At 71.6% G+C, this 21,398-nt stretch carries 24 protein-coding genes; 4 read left to right on the top strand and 20 right to left on the bottom strand.

Going from position 1 to position 21,398, the window contains the following annotated elements; translation table 11 throughout:
* Window positions 1–3: 3 nt before the first annotated feature.
* Window positions 4–522 (bottom strand): DUF2690 domain-containing protein, encoded by a 519-nt coding sequence (locus ACFYO8_RS13825; RefSeq protein ID WP_354866191.1) that lies wholly within the window; start codon window positions 520–522, stop codon window positions 4–6.
* Between the two features lie 193 nt (window positions 523–715).
* On the opposite strand from ACFYO8_RS13825, the gene ACFYO8_RS13820 reads away from it, so the two are divergent.
* Window positions 716–1,492 (top strand): VTT domain-containing protein, encoded by a 777-nt coding sequence (locus ACFYO8_RS13820; RefSeq protein ID WP_354866760.1) that lies wholly within the window; start codon window positions 716–718, stop codon window positions 1,490–1,492.
* A gap of 176 nt (window positions 1,493–1,668) precedes the next feature.
* Here the strand turns inward: ACFYO8_RS13820 and ACFYO8_RS13815 are convergent, their stop codons facing one another.
* The 14 genes from ACFYO8_RS13815 to clpB form a co-directional block, all read right to left on the bottom strand.
* Window positions 1,669–2,046, bottom strand: coding sequence for a metalloregulator ArsR/SmtB family transcription factor (locus ACFYO8_RS13815; protein ID WP_354866193.1), 378 nt, complete (start codon window positions 2,044–2,046; stop codon window positions 1,669–1,671).
* 57 nt (window positions 2,047–2,103) lie between these two features.
* Window positions 2,104–2,643, bottom strand: coding sequence for an orotate phosphoribosyltransferase (gene pyrE / locus ACFYO8_RS13810; protein WP_354866195.1), 540 nt, complete (start codon window positions 2,641–2,643; stop codon window positions 2,104–2,106).
* 153 nt (window positions 2,644–2,796) lie between these two features.
* Window positions 2,797–3,603 (bottom strand): SDR family NAD(P)-dependent oxidoreductase, encoded by an 807-nt coding sequence (locus ACFYO8_RS13805; protein ID WP_354866197.1) that lies wholly within the window; start codon window positions 3,601–3,603, stop codon window positions 2,797–2,799.
* Window positions 3,600–4,331, bottom strand: a complete 732-nt coding sequence (locus tag ACFYO8_RS13800) for a hypothetical protein (RefSeq protein WP_354866199.1) — start codon at window positions 4,329–4,331, stop codon at window positions 3,600–3,602. The genes ACFYO8_RS13805 and ACFYO8_RS13800 overlap by 4 nt, the downstream gene beginning before the upstream one ends.
* Before the next feature lie 72 nt (window positions 4,332–4,403).
* A complete protein-coding gene (locus tag ACFYO8_RS13795; RefSeq protein WP_354866201.1) occupies window positions 4,404–5,192 on the bottom strand; it encodes a hypothetical protein in 789 nt (262 codons plus the stop codon).
* Window positions 5,193–5,259: 67 nt separating this feature from the next.
* A complete protein-coding gene (locus ACFYO8_RS13790; RefSeq protein WP_355094082.1) occupies window positions 5,260–6,258 on the bottom strand; it encodes a hypothetical protein in 999 nt (332 codons plus the stop codon).
* Window positions 6,259–6,322: 64 nt separating this feature from the next.
* Window positions 6,323–7,891, bottom strand: a complete 1,569-nt coding sequence (locus tag ACFYO8_RS13785; protein WP_354866203.1) for a polyamine aminopropyltransferase — start codon at window positions 7,889–7,891, stop codon at window positions 6,323–6,325.
* On the bottom strand, window positions 7,888–8,730 hold the full coding sequence (locus ACFYO8_RS13780) for a hypothetical protein (protein WP_387189459.1): 843 nt from the start codon (window positions 8,728–8,730) through the stop codon (window positions 7,888–7,890). The genes ACFYO8_RS13785 and ACFYO8_RS13780 overlap by 4 nt, the downstream gene beginning before the upstream one ends.
* Complete coding sequence (locus ACFYO8_RS13775) at window positions 8,730–9,152, bottom strand: DUF350 domain-containing protein (protein ID WP_354866206.1); 423 nt, start codon at window positions 9,150–9,152, stop codon at window positions 8,730–8,732. Before ACFYO8_RS13775 ends, ACFYO8_RS13780 begins: the two co-directional genes overlap by 1 nt.
* Before the next feature lie 34 nt (window positions 9,153–9,186).
* Window positions 9,187–9,612: a DUF4247 domain-containing protein gene (locus ACFYO8_RS13770; RefSeq protein WP_354866208.1), complete on the bottom strand. Its 426-nt coding sequence runs from the start codon at window positions 9,610–9,612 to the stop codon at window positions 9,187–9,189.
* Window positions 9,609–10,103 carry a DUF2617 family protein gene (locus ACFYO8_RS13765; protein WP_355094074.1) on the bottom strand — a complete coding sequence of 165 codons (495 nt, stop codon included), beginning with the start codon at window positions 10,101–10,103 and terminating at the stop codon, window positions 9,609–9,611. Before ACFYO8_RS13765 ends, ACFYO8_RS13770 begins: the two co-directional genes overlap by 4 nt.
* A 1-nt stretch (window position 10,104) precedes the next feature.
* A complete protein-coding gene (locus ACFYO8_RS13760) occupies window positions 10,105–10,743 on the bottom strand; it encodes a DUF4178 domain-containing protein (RefSeq protein WP_354866212.1) in 639 nt (212 codons plus the stop codon).
* An 80-nt stretch (window positions 10,744–10,823) separates the two neighbouring features.
* Window positions 10,824–11,204: a hypothetical protein gene (locus ACFYO8_RS13755; protein WP_357708107.1), complete on the bottom strand. Its 381-nt coding sequence runs from the start codon at window positions 11,202–11,204 to the stop codon at window positions 10,824–10,826.
* Window positions 11,205–11,307: 103 nt separating this feature from the next.
* On the bottom strand, window positions 11,308–13,899 hold the full coding sequence (gene clpB / locus ACFYO8_RS13750) for an ATP-dependent chaperone ClpB (RefSeq protein WP_355094070.1): 2,592 nt from the start codon (window positions 13,897–13,899) through the stop codon (window positions 11,308–11,310).
* 207 nt (window positions 13,900–14,106) lie between these two features.
* Here clpB and ACFYO8_RS13745 point away from each other — a divergent pair, with 207 nt between their 5' ends.
* From ACFYO8_RS13745 to ACFYO8_RS13735, 3 genes are all read left to right on the top strand, one after another.
* Entirely contained in the window at window positions 14,107–14,607 is a 501-nt protein-coding gene (locus ACFYO8_RS13745) for a cation:proton antiporter regulatory subunit (protein ID WP_354866218.1), read from the top strand.
* A gap of 5 nt (window positions 14,608–14,612) precedes the next feature.
* A complete protein-coding gene (locus ACFYO8_RS13740; protein ID WP_354866220.1) occupies window positions 14,613–15,830 on the top strand; it encodes a cation:proton antiporter in 1,218 nt (405 codons plus the stop codon).
* A 166-nt stretch (window positions 15,831–15,996) separates the two neighbouring features.
* Complete coding sequence (locus tag ACFYO8_RS13735; RefSeq protein WP_354866222.1) at window positions 15,997–16,425, top strand: hypothetical protein; 429 nt, start codon at window positions 15,997–15,999, stop codon at window positions 16,423–16,425.
* 58 nt (window positions 16,426–16,483) lie between these two features.
* Here the strand turns inward: ACFYO8_RS13735 and ACFYO8_RS13730 are convergent, their stop codons facing one another.
* From ACFYO8_RS13730 to dnaK, 5 genes are all read right to left on the bottom strand, one after another.
* Window positions 16,484–16,690: a hypothetical protein gene (locus ACFYO8_RS13730; protein ID WP_355094068.1), complete on the bottom strand. Its 207-nt coding sequence runs from the start codon at window positions 16,688–16,690 to the stop codon at window positions 16,484–16,486.
* Between the two features lie 176 nt (window positions 16,691–16,866).
* Window positions 16,867–17,307 carry a heat shock protein transcriptional repressor HspR gene (locus tag ACFYO8_RS13725; protein ID WP_354866226.1) on the bottom strand — a complete coding sequence of 147 codons (441 nt, stop codon included), beginning with the start codon at window positions 17,305–17,307 and terminating at the stop codon, window positions 16,867–16,869.
* Window positions 17,308–17,331: 24 nt separating this feature from the next.
* A complete protein-coding gene (gene dnaJ / locus ACFYO8_RS13720) occupies window positions 17,332–18,519 on the bottom strand; it encodes a molecular chaperone DnaJ (RefSeq protein WP_354866228.1) in 1,188 nt (395 codons plus the stop codon).
* Between the two features lie 79 nt (window positions 18,520–18,598).
* Window positions 18,599–19,339: a nucleotide exchange factor GrpE gene (grpE, locus tag ACFYO8_RS13715; RefSeq protein WP_354866230.1), complete on the bottom strand. Its 741-nt coding sequence runs from the start codon at window positions 19,337–19,339 to the stop codon at window positions 18,599–18,601.
* 47 nt (window positions 19,340–19,386) lie between these two features.
* Window positions 19,387–21,252 carry a molecular chaperone DnaK gene (dnaK, locus tag ACFYO8_RS13710; protein ID WP_354866232.1) on the bottom strand — a complete coding sequence of 622 codons (1,866 nt, stop codon included), beginning with the start codon at window positions 21,250–21,252 and terminating at the stop codon, window positions 19,387–19,389.
* Window positions 21,253–21,398 lie beyond the last annotated feature (146 nt).

Here is a 21,398-nt window from a genome sequence, read left to right as displayed (position 1 = left end):
GGATCAGTACTTGACCGTGCAGCCGACCGCCGGGCCGTCGCTCGCGCAGCTCTGGCCGAGCAGGCCGGCGTCGTTCAGCATCGCGGTCCAGTTGGTGCCGGACAGCGGCCCTCTGGCCTCGGTCCGCTTGGAGCCGTTCATGTAGTAGCTCTTCGTGACCGGGTAGATGTTTCCGCTCCGCCGGGTCCAGACCGTCTGGCACATGGGGCTGTAGCGCAGCGTGATGGTGCCGCTGGCGAACCAGATGCTGTCGATGTCGTACGCCGCTTCGTTCTTCCCGCTCCGGCCGGTGGCGCAGGTGGCGTAGTTCGACCCGTCGTAGTAAATCTTGAAGGTTTGCGGGTCGCGCTGGTCGCAGGCCGATCCGCAGCCGCTCTGCAGCAGCTTGGAGAGGGGGATGCCCGCGCCCGTCGGCGTCTCCTCGCCCGGGAGAGGCACGGCGCTGGCCGGCGACGGTACGGCGAGCGCCGCCGTCACCGCGATGCCCAGGGTCGCGACGATGGTTCGGATGCGTGCCCTCATGACAGTTTCCCCTTCCGGTCCCGGATGCTCCGGTACCTGCGTGCGAGAACCGTGGCAGGCGCCGCCATCGCGCGTTCACCGGCAGCTCATCGCGGCGGCATCACGGCTTCGAGGTAGCGGGCCACGGTCGTCGGCGGGAGGGGACCGGGCCGGAGTACCCTGTGTGGCCGTGGACACAGCAGAGAAGACGCGGATGTTCTCCGAGAGCGTGGCGCTGAACCCGCTCGACCCGAAGGACCTCATCCACACCTTCGGCATGATCGGCGTCTGGGTGATCCTCTTCGCCGAGACCGGGCTGCTGGTCGGCTTCTTCTTCCCGGGCGACTCGCTGTTGTTCCTGGCCGGGGTGGCCGCCTCCCCGGTGGCCGACGCCATCTTCGGCGACGGCACGCGGCTGTCCCTGGCCGGGCTGATGATCGGCGGTCCGCTCTGCGCCATCGCCGGCGCCCAGCTCGGGCACTGGCTCGGCGCCCGGTACGGCCGCCGCATGTTCGAGAAGCCCAACTCCCGCCTGTTCAAGCGGGAGTACGTGGAGAAGGCGGAGTACTACTTCCAGAAGTTCGGCCCGGCGAAGGCCGTGGTGCTGGCCCGCTTCATCCCGATCGTGCGGACGTTCCTCAACCCGGTGGCCGGGGTGCTCGGCATGCCGGCCCGCCAGTTCTTCGTGTGGAACGTGGTGGGGGCGGTCCTCTGGGTGGACGGCATCCTGCTGATCGGCTACCTGCTGGCCCGGCAGATCTACGACGCCATCGGCGACAAGATCGACAGGTACATCCTGCCGGTGGTCGCGCTGATCATCGTGATCTCGGTACTGCCGATCTTCTTCGAGTTCCTGCGGGACCGGCGGGCACGCAAGCGCGGCGAGGCGGTCGCGGTGATCACCGCGGCGACAGTGGCCGGCACTGTGGAGGCCGCCCGGGAGGGCATCGAGGAGCACCGGCCCGGGGACGGCGGCCAGCACCGGCGCTGAGCACGTACGGACGCCGAAGGCCGGCCCTCTGACGAGGACCGGCCTTCGGACATCACTGCTCCAGCCGGGTCACACGGAACGACGACAGCCGTCACCCGCGCGCTGATGGCGCCACCCCTCGCACGCCACCGGTCACCCGGTCGGGACGACCCTCGATCGGGTCGGCCCGGAAGGTTTCAGCGAGCCTTCTTCGTGGCCCGCTTCCGCGGCGGGGTGAGCAGATCCGCGACCGTGGCGATCGCGGACGGCACCAGCCGGTAGTACGCCCAGACCCCGCGCTTCTCCCGCTCCAGCAAGCCGGCCTCGGTGAGGATACGCAGGTGGTGGCTGACCGTCGGCTGCGAGAGGCCGAGCGGCGCGGTGAGGTCACACACGCACGCCTCCCCCTCGGGAGCCGATTGGATCAGGCTGAGCAGCCGCAGCCGGGCGGGGTCCGCGAGGGCCTTGAGGACCCCCGCGAGCCGCTCGGCGTCGGCACGTTCGATCGGCTCGCCGGCAAGCGGCGAGATCTGAGGCATGGTCATTTCAGCCAACGCAGTTCCCACGTATTCCATCCTTCCACCAGCAGCATCGATCCGCCTGCATATCAGCAGATCCGAATCGGCAAACTTTTACGCCACAAGGCCGAGGTCAGCCAACGTATAGGCCGCCCGATAGGGCAATCCGGCGGCTCGCACCGCGCCGCCGGCACCTCGATCAACAATAACCGCCACACCCACCACTTCGGCCCCTGCCTCACGCAATGCCTCGACCGCCGTCAACACACTTCCACCGGTCGTGGATGTGTCCTCGACCGCCAGCACTCGCCGCCCGGAGACGTCCGGCCCCTCGATCCGCCGCTGAAGACCGTGGGCCTTGCCCTCCTTGCGGACCACGAAGGCGTCGACCGCGCGACCGGCGCCCGCCGAGGCGTGCAGCATGGCGGCGGCCACCGGATCGGCACCCAGGGTCAGCCCGCCGACCGCGTCGTAGGCCCAGTCGGCGGTGAGGTCACGCATGACCCGACCGATCAACGGAGCCGCCTCGTGATGGAGCGTGACGCGACGCAGATCCACGTACCAGTCCGCCTCGCGGCCCGACGAGAGCACCACACGGCCGTGCACCACAGCGAGGTCAGTGATGAATTTGCGCAGGTCGTCGCGGTCGCCCATGGCCCAAGAGCGTACTTCGCAAGTCTGCGCGCCGCGCTTCGGGTCCGCCCTGGTCAACCCTGCGGGCGACCGGACGGTGGCGATGAGCGGCTACGCTGTGCGACCGTCCATCCCGGCCGGCCGTCGAACCGGCCGCGTGCGGCCCGCCGCTGGTCAGCCGCGCTGCCGGCCGACCGCGCCCCGGGTGTCCTGCCGGAAGCCGCGCAGCAGGCGCTTCGGCGCGTACCGCAGCCCGGCCACCGCCACCTTGTACTTCCAGTCCGGGACACTCACGAACTTACCTTTATGCAGGTCACGCAGCCCTTCGACGACCACATCGTCAGCGCGCAGCCAGGCCCAGGCGGGCAGGCGCGACATGTCGATGCCCGCGCGTTCGTGATTTCCGGTTCGTGTGTAGCCGGGGCAGAGCGCCATCACACGAACGCCGAACGGCGCGACGGACTGGCCGATCGATTCACTGAAATTCGTCACCCACGCCTTGCTGGCCGAGTACGTGGATCCCGGCATGGGGACACCGAAGCCCGCAACGGAAGAGACATTAATCACTGCCCCGTGGCCTCGTTCGATCATCGCGCCGAGCGCGGCATGGGTCAGACGCAGCACCGCGAGCACGTTGAGCCGCACCAGCCGCGACTCGTCCGCCACCGACGACCGGACGAACGACGTGTTCAGAGTGATGCCGGCGTTGTTGACAAGCAGCTCGATCGGTGTACCAGCGGCCAGCCGGTGTTCGACGGCGACGCAGCCGTCCTCCGTGGACAAATCGGCAGCGATCGTCTCCACGTCGCCGCCGTGCCGGCCGGTCAGCTCGGCCGCCAACGCGTCCAACCGGGCGGCGTCGCGGGCCACCAGGACGAGGTCCCAGCCGTCGGCGGCGAGCCGGCGGGCGAACGCCTCACCGATGCCCAGGCTGGCGCCGGTGATCAGGGCTCGACGACGGGAGGGGGTGTCACCTGTCATCGGGGGTCCTCGGGTGGTGACGGGAACCCACCTGGCGGCGGCGCGGAGGCGGGCGGCGCGGACGGTTCGTGCAGGCCGGCGGGCGGGCCCCAGGGCGTGGGACCGGGCGCCTGCGTGCCGGAGACGGTCGACCCGTAACCGGACAGCCGCAGCGGTGCGGTGCGGTGGCGCAGGAACGCGCCCGCCGACGGCAACGTGAGCAGCGCGGCCACCACCAGGTAGCCGAGGACCTGCGCCACCGACAGCGTCGCGTTCACCGGGATCCACCACGACGGGTAGGCGTCACCGACGAGTTCCAGCAGGTCGGCGGTGACCCGGTCGTCCGTGCCGAGCCGCAGCGGGACGGCCCGCTGGCCCACCAGCACCGCCAGACCGCAGCAGCCGCAGAGCAGGCCCGTACCGGCGACCACCCAGGTCCCGGTCCGGGCGCCGGAACGGCCCGCGAGCAGGCCCAGGGCGAGCCCGAGGAGCAGCAGCCCGGCGAGCACGCCGAGCACGGCGGCCAGCACTGTGGAGCCGCGCAGCAGGCCGGCCACCTGGTCGATGTCGCCGCCGCCCGCGCCGGTCCGCTGGGCCGCCGCAACCCGGAACCGGTCCACCGTGCCGCCGCTGACGGCCAGGTTGACCACCGCGTACGCCACAGCGCCGACCGCCATCACCAGCAGCAGCGCCGCCGCGGCGAGGACGGCGCCCGGCCGACGGGGTGCGGCCCGATCGGGGTACGACACGACTGATCCCTCCGGTAGGCGTCGGCTTGCAACCTACTCGGAGGGATCGTCGGCGTCGCTGCAATCCGGAGGTCAACTTCCGGACGGCGGCTCCGGATCGCGGCGCTCACCCGGCTGGCCGCCGGGTGCGGACGGCGGCTGACCGCCGGACGGGAACTGCGGCTGACCGCCGGACGGGAACTGCTGCTGGCCACCGGGCGGCGGCGTGCCGGGCGCCGGCGGGTACGACGGGTACGACGGGTCCCCCGACTGGCCCGGGTACGCCGGGTAGGCGCCACCCGGCACCGGCGGCTCCCAGCCGGCCTTGGGCTTGCGGAAGAACTCGTTCGCCTGCGGCAGCGCGAGCAGGATCAGCGCGGCCAGCAGGGCGAGCAGCGCGACCAGGCCCAGCAGCAGGTTGACGGGCGTGTACCAGGACGGCAGCACGTCCTCCAGCCGACGCTGGATCTCCTCCGGACTGGGCGCGTCACCGGTGGTGGTGCCGCTGCCCGTCATGCCGCCGGAGATGCCGCTGATCAGTCCGCCGGCGGTGCAGCAGAACAGGATGCCGCCCAGCGCCCAGGTGGTGATCCGGGAGCCGTTCTTGCCCTTGTTGTTCAACAGCGCCAGCACGACCAGCCCGGCCGCGATCAGCAGCGACACGACAGCCGTGATGAGGCTGAACGCGTACGCGATGTCGCCGACCGACTCGGCGCCGGTGCCCGCGTACGCGTCGCTGAGCACGTCACGGATCTTGCCGATGACGGTCAGCGCCACGATCAGGTTCACCACCTGGATCGCGGCGACGAGAATGAGCAGCCAACTGGAAAGCGTCACCACACCGGGACGCGCGCGGGGCGGGGTGCCCGAGGCATCGACCATGACTCTCCCTTCCTAGATCAGATGCCCCACCGTAGCGATCTCCGACCAGCTCAGCACCCTGGACCGGCTACTTCTCGACGGCGCGGCGCAACCGGCGGTGCTCGGCGGTGACCACGCCGAGCAGCGCGAGATCGAGCGCGACAGCGGAGACCGCGCCGAACTGGTTGACGGTGAAGTTGAAGACCTGCCCGAACAGCAGGTCGACCAGCAGCGCCAGCTTGAACAGGCGGAACGCCTCGGCCCGGTTGCGGCGCAGCAGCCAGGCGGCCCACAGGCCGAGCACGGCGGTGACCAGCGCGCTGGCGCTCACGCCCAGAATCGCGCCCCACTCCCGTTCCTGGCCCAGGTGCCCGGTCACGCCGTCGAGGAACACCGCCAGCACGGCGAGCACCGGCTCCACCACCAGGTAGACCACCACCGGCCAGATGAGCCAACGGCGCCCGGCCGCCCAGACGGCGAGGCGCCGGGCCCGGTCCGCCGCCCGCTGCCAGAGCCGCACCGGCGGCGGTTCCCGGTGCGGCACCGCGTCCAGCAGTCGCGCCACAGCGGTCTCGGTGGCCGGTCCGGTGCCCTGCACGAGCCGCAGCACGGCGACCCGGCGGCGATCGGTCAGCCCGCCCGGCAGGCCGCTGAGCACCATGTCCAGCGCGTTCGCGGTGCGCTCGGCCGGGGTCAGCCGGGATCGTCCGGTGCGCCCGCGTACCGCCTGGATGAGCAGGACCAGCAGCGCGAACGCGACGTAGATGATGGCGGCGGCGGGGGCGTAGAAGTAGTCGGTGCCGGTGGTGACGAACTTGCCCACCTCGTCGATGAACAACCCGAACCCGATGCCGCCGACCACCGCCCCGGCGCTGCGCGAGGCGTCGCCGAGGAAGACCAGCGGGATGCCCAGGCCGACGGCGAGCAGCAGACCGCCCCAGAGCACGTGCGCGATGTGCAGCCCGCCGCCGCCGAGCTGGGGATAGTCGGTGGCCTTCAGGTACGCCCGTACGGCCAGCACGGTGACCACGCCGGAGAGCACGAACCCCTGGAGGTAGGACGCCGCCTCGATCGCCCGGGTCGGCAACCGGCGGACCAGCCAGCCGATTCCGGGTCGGTTGCGCAGCGCTTCGGGTGGCATGTCCCGAAACCTAGTAGCCGCGCCACTCCTCGCGGGCGTAGTCCAGCACCCTCGGTCGCAGCAGGGTGGAGGCCGGCACGTCCAGGCGGGCCCGGTCGGCGGGGAACGTGCCGGCGGCGGCCAGCACCGCGGGGGTGAGGAAGCGCAGCGGCGGCGGGTCGTCCGGCAGCGCCAGCTCCGGCGCGACGTCACCGGGTGCGGCGAGCACGAATCCCCAGTCGCCGAAGCTCGGCACGTCGACGTGGTACGGCAGGGTGGCGAAGCCGGCCTCGCGGATCGACCGCTCGATCGACCAGTACGACCGGGGCGCGAAGTAGGGCGACCCGGACTGCACGACGAGCCGCCCGCCAGGGGCCAGCACCGGCCGGATCAGCGTGTAGAACTCGATCGTGTAGAGCTTCGCGGTGGCCGTCTCGTCCGGGTCCGGCAGGTCGGCGATCACCACGTCGAAGCGGTCCGTGGCGGTACGCAGCCAGGCGAACGCGTCCAGGTTGAGCACCCGTACGCGGGGGTCGGTGAGCGAGCCGCGGTTCAGCTCGCGCAACTGCGGCTCGCGGCGGGCCAGCTCGACCACCGCCGGGTCGAGGTCGACGAGCGTCACCGAACGCACGTCCGGGTACTTGAGGATCTCCCGCGCGGCCAGCCCGTCCCCGGCGCCGAGCACCAGCACGTCGCCGTGCGGCCCGCGCATCGCCGGATGCACGAGCGCCTCGTGGTAGCGGTACTCGTCGATCGAGCTGAACTGGAGGTCGCCGTTGAGGAACAGCCGCAGGTCGGTGTCGGAGTGGCCGGGCTCGCGCACCGAGCGGGTCAGCACGATCTCCTGGTAGCGGCTGCGCTCGGCGTGCACCACCGGGTCACGGTAGAGCTGCTGGCGGGCGGTCACCTCGAAGTCCTGGGCGGTCACCCACGCGTACCCGAGAAGCAGGCCGACCACGACGGTGGCCGCGCCCAGCGCGGCCCGCGCCCGCCGGCTGAGTTCGGCGCGGAACACGGTGAAGACGAGCACCACACCGGCGACCGCGTTCACCGCGCCCACCACGAGCGCGCCCTTGAGCTGGCCGAAGACCGGGATCAGCAGGAACGGGAAGGCCAGCCCGCCGAGCAGCGCGCCCACGTAGTCGGCGGCGAACAGGTCGGCCACCGCGCTGCCCGCGGACTGTTCCCGGATGCGTTGCAGCATCACCATGAGCAGCGGGATCTCCGCGCCGATCAGCAGGCCGAGCACGAACGCGGTCCCGACGAGCGCCGGGCCGTACAGATCGAGCCAGGCGAACGCGGCGTAGAGGCCGAGCACGGACAGGCCGCCGAGCAGCGCCAGCGTCAGCTCGATCACCGCGAACGAGACCACCGCCCGGGACTGCAACGGCTTCGCCAGCAGCGCGCCGACGCCCATCGCGAAGACCATCACGCCGAGCACGATCGACGCCTGGCCGACCGTGTCACCGATCAGGTAGCTGCCGAGCGCGACCAGCGCCAGCTCGTACACCAGGCCACAGGCCGCGCAGACGAAGACCGCGAGCAGGACCGCCGCGCGGGCCAGGCGCCACCGCGGCCGCGCGGCCACGTCGGCGGTCACCGCTCGCCCCGGGTACGCCGCGCGGGAGCGATCTCGAGGCGCCTCGTGGGCTCCGGGATCAGGGGCGCTCCCCGCTTCGGCAAGGGTGCGCCCGGCGGGGCGGGTTTCGACGCGACGGCGATGCGGCGCTGGCGGACGCCCACGGCGAGGAACAGCGCGGCGAACGCGAACAGCCCGGCGGTCACCAGCAGCAGGACCCACCGGTCCCGCAGAAAGTCGTTGCCCGCGTCGGGCAGCGGGGCCGGGGCGGCGGACGGGCCGGCGGACGGCGTCGCGGCCGGCTCGGCGAGCCCTCGCTCGGCGGCGAGCAGCGGAAGGATCATGGCGGCCCGGGTGACGGCCTGGCCCGGGTCGTCGAGGAACGCGCCCGCGTCCAGCCCGAAGCGGCCCAGCCCTCTCCTGATCGCGGTCAGGTCGGCGACCTCGATGTCGTCCGAGCCCTCGACCCGGACGATGACGGAGTCCTCCACCTCGCTGCTGGACGAGGTGTATCTGATCTCCGCGGAGACCTGGATCCAGCGCGTGCAGCCGGACGCGTCGGCCACGGGCGTCCCGTCACCGACGTTGGAGCCGACACTCACCTGGTCGGACCGGTCGAGCAGTTCCCAGCCGTAGCAGATGCCCTGGCTGTCGGCGGCGGCCCGGAGGATCGGCACGGCGCCGGAACGCTCGTCGTCCGCCGGGGCGGGTACGGAGGTGTCCGAATCCTCGCTCAACCCGATGATGACGCCGATGACGCAGGGGCCGACCAGGCACCCGACGACCAGGGTCCAGGCCAACACACTCGTGAGCTTGCCCGTGCCCTGCGACGTCGAGTGCTTGGAGGCAGTGCTGCTCATCAGATGATCGCGGCTGCGATGATCGCGCCGGTGGCGAGGTGCACCGTGGCGGAGACCCACACCGCCGGATGCGGCTGCGGGTCGACCAGCAGCTCACCGAGCTTGCCCGGGGTGACCGCGTCGAGCAGCACGAACGCCGCCGCCATGATCACCAGGCCGAGGATGCCGTACGCGGCGGCGCCGACCAGCCCCAGCTTCCAGTCGTTGGCGCTGGCCACGATCGCGGCCACCACGATGGTGCCCACCCCGACCAGGTTCGACGAGAGCAACAGCGCCGCATTGCGGTTGCGCTCGACCCAGATCAACTCGTGAAGCTTGCCCGGGGTGGCCACATCGACCAGGACGTACCCGACGGCCATCAGGACGACGCCGACCACGCCGTACGCGAGGGTGACCAGCAGATCGGTGACAAGGTTCTCCACAGAAGACTCCAGAGTGAGGGGATAGAGCGAATGACTACTTACCGGAACCGGGGCCACCGCCCCGCACCGTGCTGCCTCGGCCCCAGCCCCAACTGTTGCCGACGACGGTGTGGTAGCGGGGATAGGCGGTGGTCATCCTCTCCAGCAGGATCACCGATCCCACCGCGAGCGGGAGGATCACCACCGAGTCGTCGTCGTAGCGCAGGTAGACGCCGCTGCCGTCGACATACTGGTCGGCCGGCTTCCACTTGTCGGTGATCTGCTTGGACACCTGGCTCGGCGTCTTGTTCGAGGTGTACGCGACCGCCTGCGACCCGATGTCCCGCGTGGGGGCACGGCGGAAGGTGTCCTGCACGTAGCCCCGGGGCGAGAAGTTGCCGTTGAAGATCGCGAAGGCGGCGATGAGCGCACCGACGACGGCGACCGCCACGCCCACCACGAACCACCGTCGGTATGTCACAGCTCCTCCACCACGGTCTCGGTCAGGACCAGCTCGTTCGTCTGGGGGTAGACGTGCCAGGTACGCCAGGCCAGCGCGCCGTCCGGCGGGCGGGGCCGGACGGAGAGCGCGGTGACCGCGTCCTCGTCGCCCGGGAAGACCCCGACCAGCGCGTACGGGTCGTCGGCCAGCTCGGCGCGCAGCGCCGCGACCCGGGTACGCAGGCCGTCGCCGTCCGGCCGGAGCACCGTGGCGAGGAACCGGTAACCGGTCGTCTCGTCGTGCAGGGCGTTCGGCAGGTGCGGCGGGCGGCCGGGCAGGCAGGCGACGGTCTCGGTGAGCCCGCCGAGCACCACCTGGTGGGAGGCGCCGAGCAGGCGCAGCCGCAGCCGGGGCAGGCCGGGCAGGTCGAGGTCGCGTACGGCCAGCGCCGGCAGCTCGGGGCCGCCGAGGGCCAGGCTCAGGTCGGCGGCGCTGGTGTCGACGTAGGGCGCGTCCAGGCAGACGAGCACGTCAGCGCACCGTTTCCGGGCCACCCTGCGGGTAGATCATCACCTCGGCGCGGCGCAGTTCCTCGCCGAGGTTGACCTCCCAGCCCGACTCCCCGTACGCCTCGAACGACAGCCGCGCGCCGCCGGGCGCCTGGTAGTCGTGATAGCGCATGGTGCCGCGCGGATCGAGGCCGGTGCCCTCGGTCGCGGTGTACCGGGCCTGGCCGGACTCGTCCCAGTTGTAGCGGCGGCCGGCCATCTCCAACGTCGGGGCACCCGGCGTCACGGTGGCCCCCGGCTCGCTGGTCCAGAGCACCAGCTCCAGATCCGGGTCGGCCTCGACGGAGAGCCAGCGCTTCACCCCGCCCGCGTCGTCGAGCAGGTGCTCCGCCCAGCTCCAGCCGCCCTCGACCAGGTGCACCGAGCCGCGCACGGTGTACGGCACCGCGCGGATCTCGACGATGTCGCCGGGCTTGAGCCCGCGCGGGTCGCCGCGCAGCGCGTCGGCGTCCCGGTCCCGGAACGGGTCACCCGGCGCCGCCTTCGTCTTCGGGTCGGACGCGGACCGGGACTTCCGCATCGCAATCACGGCGATCACCACACCGGCCACCCCGACCAGGCACCCGAGCGTCGTCACCAGCCACGCCACTGAACCGTTCACAGCCGCCTCCCCAAGGTGCTCGGCGGGAACGGTAACAACCGCACGCACGCCTGCTGAAGTCCTGGACGCTGAGTATCCGCTCAGTTACCGACGTGGCCGGCGAGCCGGTCGGCCGCGTACTCGCCCAGCGTGGCCCGGCCCATCAGGCAGCCGGAGAACGTGGTGAACTCGCCGTCGTGGTCGCGCAGCCGGGTCCACGCCGCCCGCCCGGCGGCCGGGTCGACCGCCTCCAGCAGCGTCGCCGCGTACGCCCGGCCGGCCGGCGAACCCTTGCGGAGCAACCTGTCGATCCGCTTGCGGGCCGCCTCCGGGTGCTCACGCAACCCCTGCTCAAGCCGCCGGTACGCCTCGGTCGCGGGCAGGATCTGCCCCGCCAGCCCCACCCCGCCGAAGGCGAGGGTGTCCGCGCCGTCGAGTTCCCGCGCCGCCTCGTCCAGTTCCCGCTCCCACGTCCCGCTCATGCCCCACTATGTGCCCACCCCGCCGACCCGTCACCCCTCCCGCTCCGGCCCTCATGGCGGAAGGCCCGGCCTGGAGGGCCGGGCCTTCGCGGGGTGGGGTGGGTCAGGCGGCGGTCACCGCCAGGGACTCCTTGGTGTCGGACAGGTCGACGCGGACCGTGTCGCCGTCACGGATGTCACCGGCCAGCAGCGCCTTGGCGAGCTGGTCGCCGATCGCCGACTGCACCAGCCGGCGCAGCGGGCGGGCACCGTAGATCGGGTCGTACCCGTGCTCGGCCAGCCACGTCCGGGCCGCGTCGGTGGTCTCCAGGCCCAGCCGGCGGTCCGCAAGACGGGTTCGCATCCGGTCGAGCTGGATGTCGACGATCGACCGCAGGTCCTCGCCCTGGAGCGCGGCGAACACCACGATGTCGTCGAGCCGGTTGAGGAACTCCGGCTTGAAGTGCGACCGGACCACCGCCAGCACACCCTCCCGGCGCTCGTTCTCGGTCAGCGTCAGGTCGCTGATGACCGACGAGCCCAGGTTCGAGGTGAGGATCAGGATCGCGTTGCGGAAGTCCACGGTACGACCCTGACCGTCGGTGAGCCGGCCGTCGTCGAGCACCTGGAGCAGCACGTCGAAGACGTCCGGGTGCGCCTTCTCCACCTCGTCCAGCAGGATCACCGAGTACGGGCGGCGGCGTACCGCCTCGGTGAGCTGGCCGCCCTCCTCGTAGCCGACGTACCCGGGCGGGGCGCCGACCAGGCGGGCCACGGAGTGCTTCTCGCCGTACTCGCTCATGTCGATGCGGACCATGGCCCGCTCGTCGTCGAAGAGGAACTCGGCGAGGGCCTTGGCCAGCTCGGTCTTGCCGACACCGGTCGGGCCGAGGAACAGGAAGCTGCCGGTCGGGCGGTCCGGGTCGGCGACACCGGCCCGGGCGCGGCGTACCGCGTCGGAGACCGCGCCGACCGCCTCGGCCTGGCCGACCACGCGGGCCCGCAGCGACTCCTCCATCCGGAGCAGCTTGGCCGTCTCGCCTTCCAGCAGCCGCCCGGCGGGGATGCCGGTCCAGGAGGCGACCACGGCGGCGATGTCGTCCGCGCCGACCTCCTCCTTGAGCATGGCGCCGTCGGCCTGGAGCCGGGCCAGTTCCTCCTCGGCCTGCTTCAGCTCGGCCCGCAGCGCGGGGATCCGGCCGTACCGCAGCTCGGCGGCGCGTTCCAGCTCGCCGTCGCGCTCGGCCCGCTCGGCCTCGCCGCCGAGGCGTTCCAGCTCCTCCTTGGCGGTGGAGAGCTTGGTGATGTGGCTCTTCTCGGTCTGCCAGCGCTCGGAGAGCGCGGTGAGCTGCTCACGCTTGTCGGCCAACTCCTTGCGCAGCCGCTCCAGACGCTCGGCGGAGGCGGCGTCCGGCTCCTTCGCCAGCGCCATCTCCTCGATCTCCAGCCGGCGTACCGCCCGCTCGATCTCGTCCACCTCCACCGGCCGCGAGTCGATCTCCATGCGCAGCCGGGACGCGGACTCGTCCACCAGGTCGATCGCCTTGTCCGGCAGGAACCGGTCGGTGATGTACCGGTCGGAGAGCGCGGCGGCGGCCACCAGCGCGGCGTCGGTGATCCGTACGCCGTGGTGCACCTCGTAGCGCTCCTTGAGCCCGCGCAGGATGCCGATGGTGTCCTCGATGGTCGGCTCGCCGACCAGCACCGGCTGGAAGCGCCGCTCCAGCGCGGGGTCCTTCTCGATGTGCTCGCGGTACTCGTCGAGCGTGGTCGCGCCGACCATCCGCAGCTCGCCGCGCGCCAGCATCGGCTTGAGCATGTTGCCGGCGTCCATCGAGCCCTCGCCCTTGCCCGCGCCGACCACGGTGTGCAGCTCGTCGAGGAACGTGATGACCTGGCCGTCGGAGTTCTTGATCTCCTCCAGCACGGACTTCAGCCGCTCCTCGAACTGGCCCCGGTACGACGCGCCGGCCACCATCGCGCCGAGGTCGAGCGAGACGAGCTTCTTGTCCCGCAGCGACTCCGGCACGTCGCCGGCCACGATCCGCTGGGCCAGGCCCTCCACGATCGCCGTCTTGCCGACGCCCGGCTCGCCGATCAGCACCGGGTTGTTCTTGGTACGCCGGGACAGCACCTGGATCACCCGGCGGATCTCCGAGTCCCGGCCGATCACCGGGTCGATCTTGCCGTCGCGGGCGCTGGCGGTGAGGTCCACGCCGTACTTGGCCAGGGCCTGGTAGGTCTGCTCCGGGTCGGCGGTGGTGACCCGGCGGTCCCCGCCCCGGACGGTGGGGAACGCGGCGACCAGGTTCTCCTCGGTGGCGCCGGAGTTCTTCAGTGCGACCGAGACCGCGCCGCCGACCCGGGCCAGCCCGGCCAGCAGGTGCTCGGTGGAGGTGTACTCGTCGCCCAGCGGCCGCGCGATCTGCTCGGCGGCGCCGATGGCGTTGACGAACTCGCGCGCCAGCGTCGGCTCGGCGATGCTCGACCCGCGGGCGGCGGGCAGCGCGTCGACCGAACGCAGCGCGACGCGGCGCAGCTCGGCCGGGTCGGCCCCGACAGCACGCAGCAGACCTGCGGCGGTCGAACCCTCGGTTTCCAGCAGTGACAGCAGGAGGTGCCAGGGCTCCACGGTGGCGTGACCGCGCTGGTTCGCCAGCGCGACGGCACCGGTGATGGCCTCGCGGCTCTTGGTGGTGAGACGTTCCGTGTTCATGGGCTCCCCCGGATCGGCGTGTCCACTGGACATGACACAACCAGAGTTGAGTCTATTCCGCTCAACTCCATCCCTGTGACGTGAGTCACCGTCCGCCGGTCCGGCCGGGGGCGCAAGGGGTCCGCTCGGCGCCCCCTGATCCCGCACCGCCGGGCGGCCGATCCACCCCGAACGCGGCAGGTGCGCGGCAGCGGTAGCCTCACCCGCGTGCGAGTACGTGTCGAACAGACCGCCCTGCCCGGGATCGGCGTACGTCATGATCTGATGACGGAATCCGGCCGCCGGCTCGGCGTGGTCTCCCACCGCAATGGCCGCCGCGACCTGGTCCTCTACGACCCGGACGATCCCGACTCCTGTCAACATGACATACCGCTGACCGACGACGAGGCCGAGGCGCTCGCCGACATCCTCGGCGCGTCGCTGATGCTGGGTCAGCTCTCCGGTCTGCGCGAGCAGGCCGCCGGGCTGCTGACCGAGCAGATCGCCATGCCGGCCGGGTCGAAGTACGTGGGCAGGCGGCTCGCGGACACCAAGGCACGCACCCGGACCAGCGCGTCCATCGTGGCCGTGCTGCGTCAGGGCGCCGTGAACGTCTCACCCGAACCCACCTTCCGGTTCGAAGCCGGCGACGTGATCGTCGTGGTCGGTACCCGTCAGGGGCTCGACGGCGTGACAGCGATCCTCGCCGAGACCGACCCGGACGGCTGACGCGTATGCACGAAACCACAATCCTGCTCATCGAAGTCGGTGCGCTGCTGCTCCTGCTCGGCCTGCTCGGCCGCCTGAGCCGCCGCGTCGGGGTCTCACCCATCCCGCTGTACCTGTTCGCCGGCCTGGCGTTCGGGCACGGTGGCCTGCTGCCGCTCAACGCCAGCGAGGAGTTCTTCGCCGTCGGCGCGGAGATCGGCGTGATCCTGCTGCTGGTCATGCTCGGCCTGGAATACAGCGCCAACGAGCTGGTGGGCAACCTCCGCTCGGCCGCGCCGGCCGGCCTGATCGACGCGGTGTTCAACGCGCTGCCCGGTTTCGCCTTCGCGCTCCTGCTCGGCTGGGGCTGGGTGGCGGCCGTGGTGCTGGCGGGCGTGACCTGGGTGTCGTCGTCCGGCGTGATCGCCAAGGTGCTCGCCGACCTGGGCCGGGTCGGCAACCGGGAGACCCCGGTGATCCTCTCCGTCCTGGTGATCGAGGACTTGGCGATGGCCCTCTACCTGCCGCTGGTCACGGCGCTGCTCGCCGGGGTCGGCCTGACCAAGGGCGGCATCGCGCTCGCCGTCGCGGTGTTCACCGTGGTCCTCGTGCTGGGCGTGGCGATCCGGTACGGCCACCTGATCTCCGCCGCGCTCTCCGCGAAGGACCCGGAGGCGCTGCTGCTCGGGGTGCTCGGCCTGACCCTGCTGGTCGCCGGCGTCGCGGCCAAGCTCCAGGTGTCGGCGGCGGTCGGCGCGTTCCTGGTGGGCATCGCGCTGTCCGGGCCGGTGGCGCACCACGCCACCGAACTGCTCTCCCCGCTGCGCGATCTGTTCGCCGCGGTCTTCTTCGTGTTCTTCGGGCTGGTCACCAATCCGCTGGACATGCCTCCGGTGCTGCTGCCCGCGCTGCTGCTCGCAGTGGTGACCATGGCGACGAAGGTGGCCACCGGCTACCTGGCCGCCCGCCGGGTCGGGATCGCCGAGCCCGGACGCTGGCGGGCCGGGCTGGCGCTGACCCCGCGCGGCGAGTTCTCCATCGTCATCGCCGGGCTCGCCGTCGCGGCCGTCTACCCGGTGGAGCCGAAGCTCGCCGCGCTCGCCACCGCGTACGTGTTGATCACGGTGGTGACCGGGCCGCTGCTCGCCCGGCTGCCCGACACCCGGTGGTTCAAGCAGTGGCTGCGTACCCGCGCCGCCGCCGTACGGCCGCCCACGCCGCTGCCTCTGGGCTCCGGCGACTGACCCGGGGCCGGGCCGGATCAGCCGCAGGGCAGATCCGGCCCGGCGTTGTCAAATTGATCCCGGGAAGGTCTACCCCTGCTCCGTCAAACCGCGTTAACGTTTCGGCCCAGCAGCCAGGGTCCGCGGGTGGCGCGCGCCCCCGCCAGCGCAAGCGGAAGGTCGGCCGGTGAGCGTGCAGGAAGGTACGTTCCGCGGCTTTGCCAACCCGGTCGATCCCTCGCCCGCCGAACTGCGGGCGTGGGCGTATCAGCCGGATTCGGTGCCGCTGACCTCGATGCCGCCGGACTGGGATCTGCTGGTCGCCGGTGACCACCTGGTGCAGACGCTGTTCGACCTGGCGATGGACCAGAGCTGCCCGGCCCGGCGGTTCGCCCTGCACTGCCTCTACATCTACGCCGCCGACGGCATCCGGACGAACTTCCGCGCCCACCCCAAGCGCCGGTTCCGCAAGCTGGTCGAGCAGGCGGAGAAGTCCGGCGACGACTTGATGATCAACTGGGCGCACAACAGCCGGGTGCTGCTGGCCCGGCCGGACCTCTTCGTCTACCGGGACTGGTGCGAGGGCGGCCTGGTCCGCGAGAACCGCCGCCTCTGAGCAAACGACGAACGGGCCGGGATCCCCCGTGGATCCCGGCCCGCACGTCGGCGGATCGTCAGGTCGATCCGCCCTGCTTGCGGCGCCGCTCGTCGTCCCGCGCCCGGTCCACGCCGTGGTCCGTCTGGTCGGCGAAGCGCCCTTCCTTGACCGTGTCGCTGAAGCGTCCCTCGGTGACCCGGTCGAACCGCTCGCGGACGCTCTCGGCCACCTTCTCCAGCCGTTCCTCCGCGCGCTCGGCCACCTTCTTCGCCGGTTCCGTCATGGCTCCCCCCGCCAGCCCGGAGTCCGCATTCGGGGCTTTTGCCCCTATGGAAAAGCGTAGTGGACCGCGCCCTGCCGTACCCCGTTTTCCCCGACCCGGCCCGCGAACCGTCCGGGCGACGACGAAGGCCGGCGCGGCCCCGGGGGAGCGGGGCGCGCCGGCCTTCCGGTACGAGGTCAGCGGTCGGGTGCGCGGCGTGGACGCCAGACGACGAGCGCGGTGGACGTGCGGCTGGTGGGCACGAGGTCACCGCGGGGGAAGCCGCCGAGCGACTCCAGCTCGGTGATCCGCCGGTACGCGGCGTCCAGCTCCGCCTCCAGCCGGGCCACCCGCTGCTGCGCCTCTTCGAGCAGCCGTTCCAACCCGATGATCCGCTTGACCCCGGCCAGGTTGATCCCGTCGTCCTGGCTGAGCCGCTGCACCTCGCGGAGCAGCACCACGTCCCGGACGCTGTACCGGCGACCGCCGCCGGACGCCCGGCCGGCCTGCACCAGGCCCAGCCGGTCGTACTGGCGCAGCGTCTGGGGGTGCATCCCCGCCATCCGCGCGGCCACCGAGATCATCAAGACCTTGGCCTCGTAGGCCGGGTCACCCGAGCCGACGTACTCCTCCGACATGCCCGCTCACCTCCGCTGCCGCCGTCAACTGAATCGACGTACCCGCGCGTCGAGATGTTCCCGCGCGGCGGGCGGGGTCTGCGCCGCGAAGGTCTCCAGCGCCGCCCGCGCCTCGTCCGAGACCTTCGCCGGGACCACCACGTCGAGCGTGACCAGCAGGTCACCGGCGCGGCCGTCCTTGCGTACGACGCCCTTGCCGCGGGCGCGCAGCACCCGCCCAGCGGGCGTACCCGGTGGCACCCGCAGGGTCACCGTCCCGTCCAGGGTCGGTACGCGCAGGTCCGTGCCGAGAACCGCCTCGGCGTACGTGATCGGGACGTTCAGGGTCAGGTCGTCCCCGGTACGCCCGAACAGCTCGTCCGGGCGGACCTTCACCTGCACGAACAGGTCACCGGCCGGACCGCCCCGCTCGCCGGGCTCGCCCCGGCCGGCCAGCCGGATCCGCTGCCCGTCGGCCACCCCGGCGGGGAAGCGCACGGTCAGCGTGCGGGTCTTGGTGACCCCGCCGGTGCCGTGGCACTCCGGGCACTTCTCCTCGACCATCGTGCCGACGCCCTGGCAGTTGCGGCACGGCTCGGAGAAGCTGAACGACCCCTGGTTGCGGGTGGTCACCCCGGCGCCGTGGCAGACCGGGCAGGCCACCGGCTGGGTGCCGGGCTTCGCGCCGTTGCCGTGGCAGGTGTCGCAGACCCCGGGGGCGCGCAGCGTCAGCGGCAGCGTGACGCCGCTTACCGCGTCGGTGAAGTCGAGCGCCACCTCGGCCTCGACGTCGCGGCCACGGGCCGGGCCGCGCGGACGCGCCGGGCCACCGCCCCCGCCGCCACCCGAGAAGATCGTGCTGAACAGGTCGGTGAAGCCGCCACCGCCGAACCGGCTGTCGCCACCGCCGGCGCCGCCGCCGAACAGGTCGGAGACATCGAACGGCATGCCGCCCGGCTGACCCGGGCCGCGGGAGTTGCGCCGGAAGGCGCCGGAGCCGAACAGCGAGCGCATCTCGTCGTACTCGCGGCGCTTCTTCTCGTCACCGAGCACCGCGTACGCCTCGGAGACGGTCTTGAACCGCTCCTCGGCCCCGGTGTCGCCGGGGTTGTGGTCCGGGTGCGACTCCCGGGCCAACTTGCGGTACGCCTTCTTGATCTCGTCCGAGGAGGCGGACTTGTCCACGCCCAACGCGGCGTAGTAGTCCTTCTCGATCCAGTCCTTGGAACTCACCGGTCCACCCCCTTCCACGGGTCGAATCCCGGTCGTCCCGCCCGCCCGGTGCGGGCGGGCGGGACGTCACGGGTCGGCACTACTCCGGGTCCGCGACCGCGACCATGGCGGGCCGCAGCAGCCGCTCGCCGAGCTGGTAACCCCGACGCATGACCTGCACGCAGGTCGGCTCGGTCACGTCGGCGGAGGTCTGGTGCGCCACCGCCTCGTGTTGGGTCGGGTCGAACGGGTCACCCTTCTCGCCGAACGCGGTCAGGCCGAACTTGGCGAGCGCGCCGGTGAGCTGCTCGGCCACGCTCCCGAACGGCCCCACCAGGTCGCCGTGCTCGCGGGCCCGGTCCAGGTCGTCGAGGATCGGCAGCAGCGCGGTCAGCACCGCCCCGGTGGCCTGCTCCTGCACCAGGTTGCGGTCCCGGTCGACCCGCTTGCGGTAGTTGGCGTACTCCGCGGTCACCCGCTGGAGGTCGCGGGTGCGCTCCTCCAGGTCGGTGCGCAGCGACTCCAACTCGGCGCCGAGTGGCGCGTCCGTGCCGGTCCCGCCGTCCGGTTCGGCGGGCGAGTCGACCACCACTGTCGGACCGCTGACCTCGGCCTCGCCGCCGATCTCGTCGACCACGACCTCGGCCTCCTCGACCAGCCCTTCGGCGGGCGCGTCGGAAGCCGCGTCGGCCGCCGAGGCGTCGTTCGCCGACTGCTCGGTCACCTTGCCGAGCTTGCGCTTGTCGCGGATGACGACCCGGGGTTCGTCGCCGGTGTCCTTGCCGGCGCCCGGCGCCGACCCGGTGGCACCCGGGTCGGCCGCTCGTGGCTTGTCCGTCATGCGGTTACCTCATCCCTCTGCCGTCGAGTCGTGTCCGGGACCGGATGTCACTTCTTGTCCTCGTCCACGATCTCCGCGTCGACCACGTCGTCGTCGGCGCCACCGGCCTTCGGGCCACCGGCCGCACCCGCGCCGGCACCCGGCCCGGCCGCGCCCGGGGCGGTCTGCTCGCCCTCCTGCTGCTGGGCGTAGAGCAGCGAGCCCGCCTGCTGGGAGACCTGCGCCAGCTTCTCGTGCGCGGACTTGATCTTCTCGATGTCCTGTCCGCCGAGGGCGCTGCGCAGCTCGCCGAGCGCCTCGTTGAGCTGGTCGCGGTTCTCGCCGGGCAGCTTGTCGCCGCTCTCGGCGAGGAACTTCTCGGTCTGCCACTGGAGCGCCTCGGCCACGTTGCGGGTCTCGGCCTCCTCACGGCGACGCTTGTCCTCGTCGGCGTGCTCCTCGGCGTCCCGGCGCATCCGCTCGATGTCGTCCTTCGGCAGCGAGGAGCCGCCGGTGATCGTCATCTTCTGCTCCTTGCCGGTGCCCAGGTCCTTCGCGTGCACGTTCACGATGCCGTTGGCGTCGATGTCGAACGTGACCTCGATCTGCGGCACGCCGCGCGGGGCCGGCGGGAGACCGGTCAGCTCGAAGGTGCCGAGCTTCTTGTTGTAGGCGGCGATGTCCCGCTCGCCCTGGAACACCTGGATCAGCACCGACGGCTGGTTGTCGTCGGCGGTGGTGAACACCTCGGAGCGCTTGGTCGGGATGGTGGTGTTGCGCTCGATGAGCTTGGTGAAGATGCCGCCCTTGGTCTCGATGCCCAGGCTCAGCGGGGTCACGTCGAGCAGCAGGACGTCCTTGACCTCGCCCTTGAGCACGCCGGCCTGGAGGGCGGCGCCGACGGCGACGACCTCGTCCGGGTTGACGCCCTTGTTCGGGTCGCGGCCGGTGAGCTGCTTGACCAGGTCGGTCACGGCCGGCATCCGGGTCGAGCCGCCGACCAGGATGACGTGGTCGACGTCGGAGATCTTGATCCCGGCGTCCTTCACGGCCTGCTCGAACGGGCCCTTGCAGCGGTCCAGCAGGTCCTGCGTCATGCGCTGGAACTCGGCGCGGCTGAGCGTCACGTCGAGGTGCAGTGGACCGGCCGAGCCGGCGGTGATGTACGGCAGGTTGATGTTGCTGGTGGTGGCGGCGGACAGCTCGATCTTGGCCTTCTCGGCCGCCTCCTTGAGCCGCTGCATGGCCATCTTGTCCTGCGAGAGGTCGATGCCGTGCTCGCCGCGGAACGTCTTCACCAGGTGGTCGATGATGCGCTGGTCCCAGTCGTCACCACCGAGCTGGTTGTCACCGCTGGTGGACTTGACCTCCACCACGCCCTCGGCCAGCTCCAGCAGCGACACGTCGAAGGTGCCGCCGCCGAGGTCGAAGACCAGGACGGTCTGCTCCTTGGAGCCCTTGTCCAGGCCGTACGCCAGGGCCGCCGCGGTCGGCTCGTTCACGATCCGCAGCACGTTGAAGCCGGCGATCTCACCGGCCTCCTTGGTGGCCTGGCGCTGCCCGTCGTTGAAGTAGGCCGGGACGGTGATCACCGCGTCGGTGATCTGCTCGCCCAGGTACGCCTCGGCGTCCCGCTTGAGCTTCATCAGCGTGCGCGCCGAGATCTCCTGCGGGGTGTACTTCTTGCCGTCGATGTCGACGGTCCAGTTGGTGCCGATCTCACGCTTGACCGACCGGATGGTCCGGTCGGGGTTGGTCACCGCCTGGCGCTTGGCGACCTCACCGACGAGCACCTCGCCGTTGCGGGCGAACGCGACGATCGAGGGAGTCGTACGCGAGCCCTCGGCGTTGGCGATGACGGTGGGCTCACCGCCCTCGAGAACGCTGACGCAGGAGTTCGTCGTGCCGAGGTCGATGCCGACCGCACGTGCCATGTTCGCTTCCTCGCTTCATAACGGGTGAGCAGGTCAGACGGCCTGCCCGGCGGGCCGCCCGGAAGCGACCGCACCACAAGTTGAGTGAACTTGACTCAATAGTGCCACGCGGTCGCCAATCCGCAAGTCGAGGTTGAGCCGACCCG

The sequence above is a fragment of the Micromonospora sp. NPDC005257 genome, assembly GCF_042872445.1.
Taxonomy (GTDB): Bacteria; Actinomycetota; Actinomycetes; order Mycobacteriales; family Micromonosporaceae; genus Micromonospora.
This window is presented reverse-complemented; position numbering and strand designations above follow the sequence as displayed.

Excerpts from the sequence above, each read along its gene's own strand:
- ACFYO8_RS13795 (WP_354866201.1), bottom strand. The coding sequence starts at position 5,192 with ATGGTCGATGCCTCGGGCACCCCGCCCCGCGCGCGTCCCGGTGTGGTG.
- ACFYO8_RS13820 (WP_354866760.1), top strand. The coding sequence starts at position 716 with ATGTTCTCCGAGAGCGTGGCGCTGAACCCGCTCGACCCGAAGGACCTC.
- pyrE (WP_354866195.1), bottom strand. The coding sequence starts at position 2,643 with ATGGGCGACCGCGACGACCTGCGCAAATTCATCACTGACCTCGCTGTG.
- ACFYO8_RS13740 (WP_354866220.1), top strand. The coding sequence starts at position 14,613 with ATGCACGAAACCACAATCCTGCTCATCGAAGTCGGTGCGCTGCTGCTC.
- ACFYO8_RS13725 (WP_354866226.1), bottom strand. The coding sequence starts at position 17,307 with ATGTCGGAGGAGTACGTCGGCTCGGGTGACCCGGCCTACGAGGCCAAG.
- ACFYO8_RS13805 (WP_354866197.1), bottom strand. The coding sequence starts at position 3,603 with ATGACAGGTGACACCCCCTCCCGTCGTCGAGCCCTGATCACCGGCGCC.
- ACFYO8_RS13815 (WP_354866193.1), bottom strand. The coding sequence starts at position 2,046 with ATGGAATACGTGGGAACTGCGTTGGCTGAAATGACCATGCCTCAGATC.
- ACFYO8_RS13825 (WP_354866191.1), bottom strand. The coding sequence starts at position 522 with ATGAGGGCACGCATCCGAACCATCGTCGCGACCCTGGGCATCGCGGTG.
- dnaK (WP_354866232.1), bottom strand. The coding sequence starts at position 21,252 with ATGGCACGTGCGGTCGGCATCGACCTCGGCACGACGAACTCCTGCGTC.
- ACFYO8_RS13730 (WP_355094068.1), bottom strand. The coding sequence starts at position 16,690 with ATGACGGAACCGGCGAAGAAGGTGGCCGAGCGCGCGGAGGAACGGCTG.
- clpB (WP_355094070.1), bottom strand. The coding sequence starts at position 13,899 with ATGAACACGGAACGTCTCACCACCAAGAGCCGCGAGGCCATCACCGGT.
- grpE (WP_354866230.1), bottom strand. The coding sequence starts at position 19,339 with ATGACGGACAAGCCACGAGCGGCCGACCCGGGTGCCACCGGGTCGGCG.
- ACFYO8_RS13755 (WP_357708107.1), bottom strand. The coding sequence starts at position 11,204 with ATGAGCGGGACGTGGGAGCGGGAACTGGACGAGGCGGCGCGGGAACTC.
- ACFYO8_RS13780 (WP_387189459.1), bottom strand. The coding sequence starts at position 8,730 with ATGAGCAGCACTGCCTCCAAGCACTCGACGTCGCAGGGCACGGGCAAG.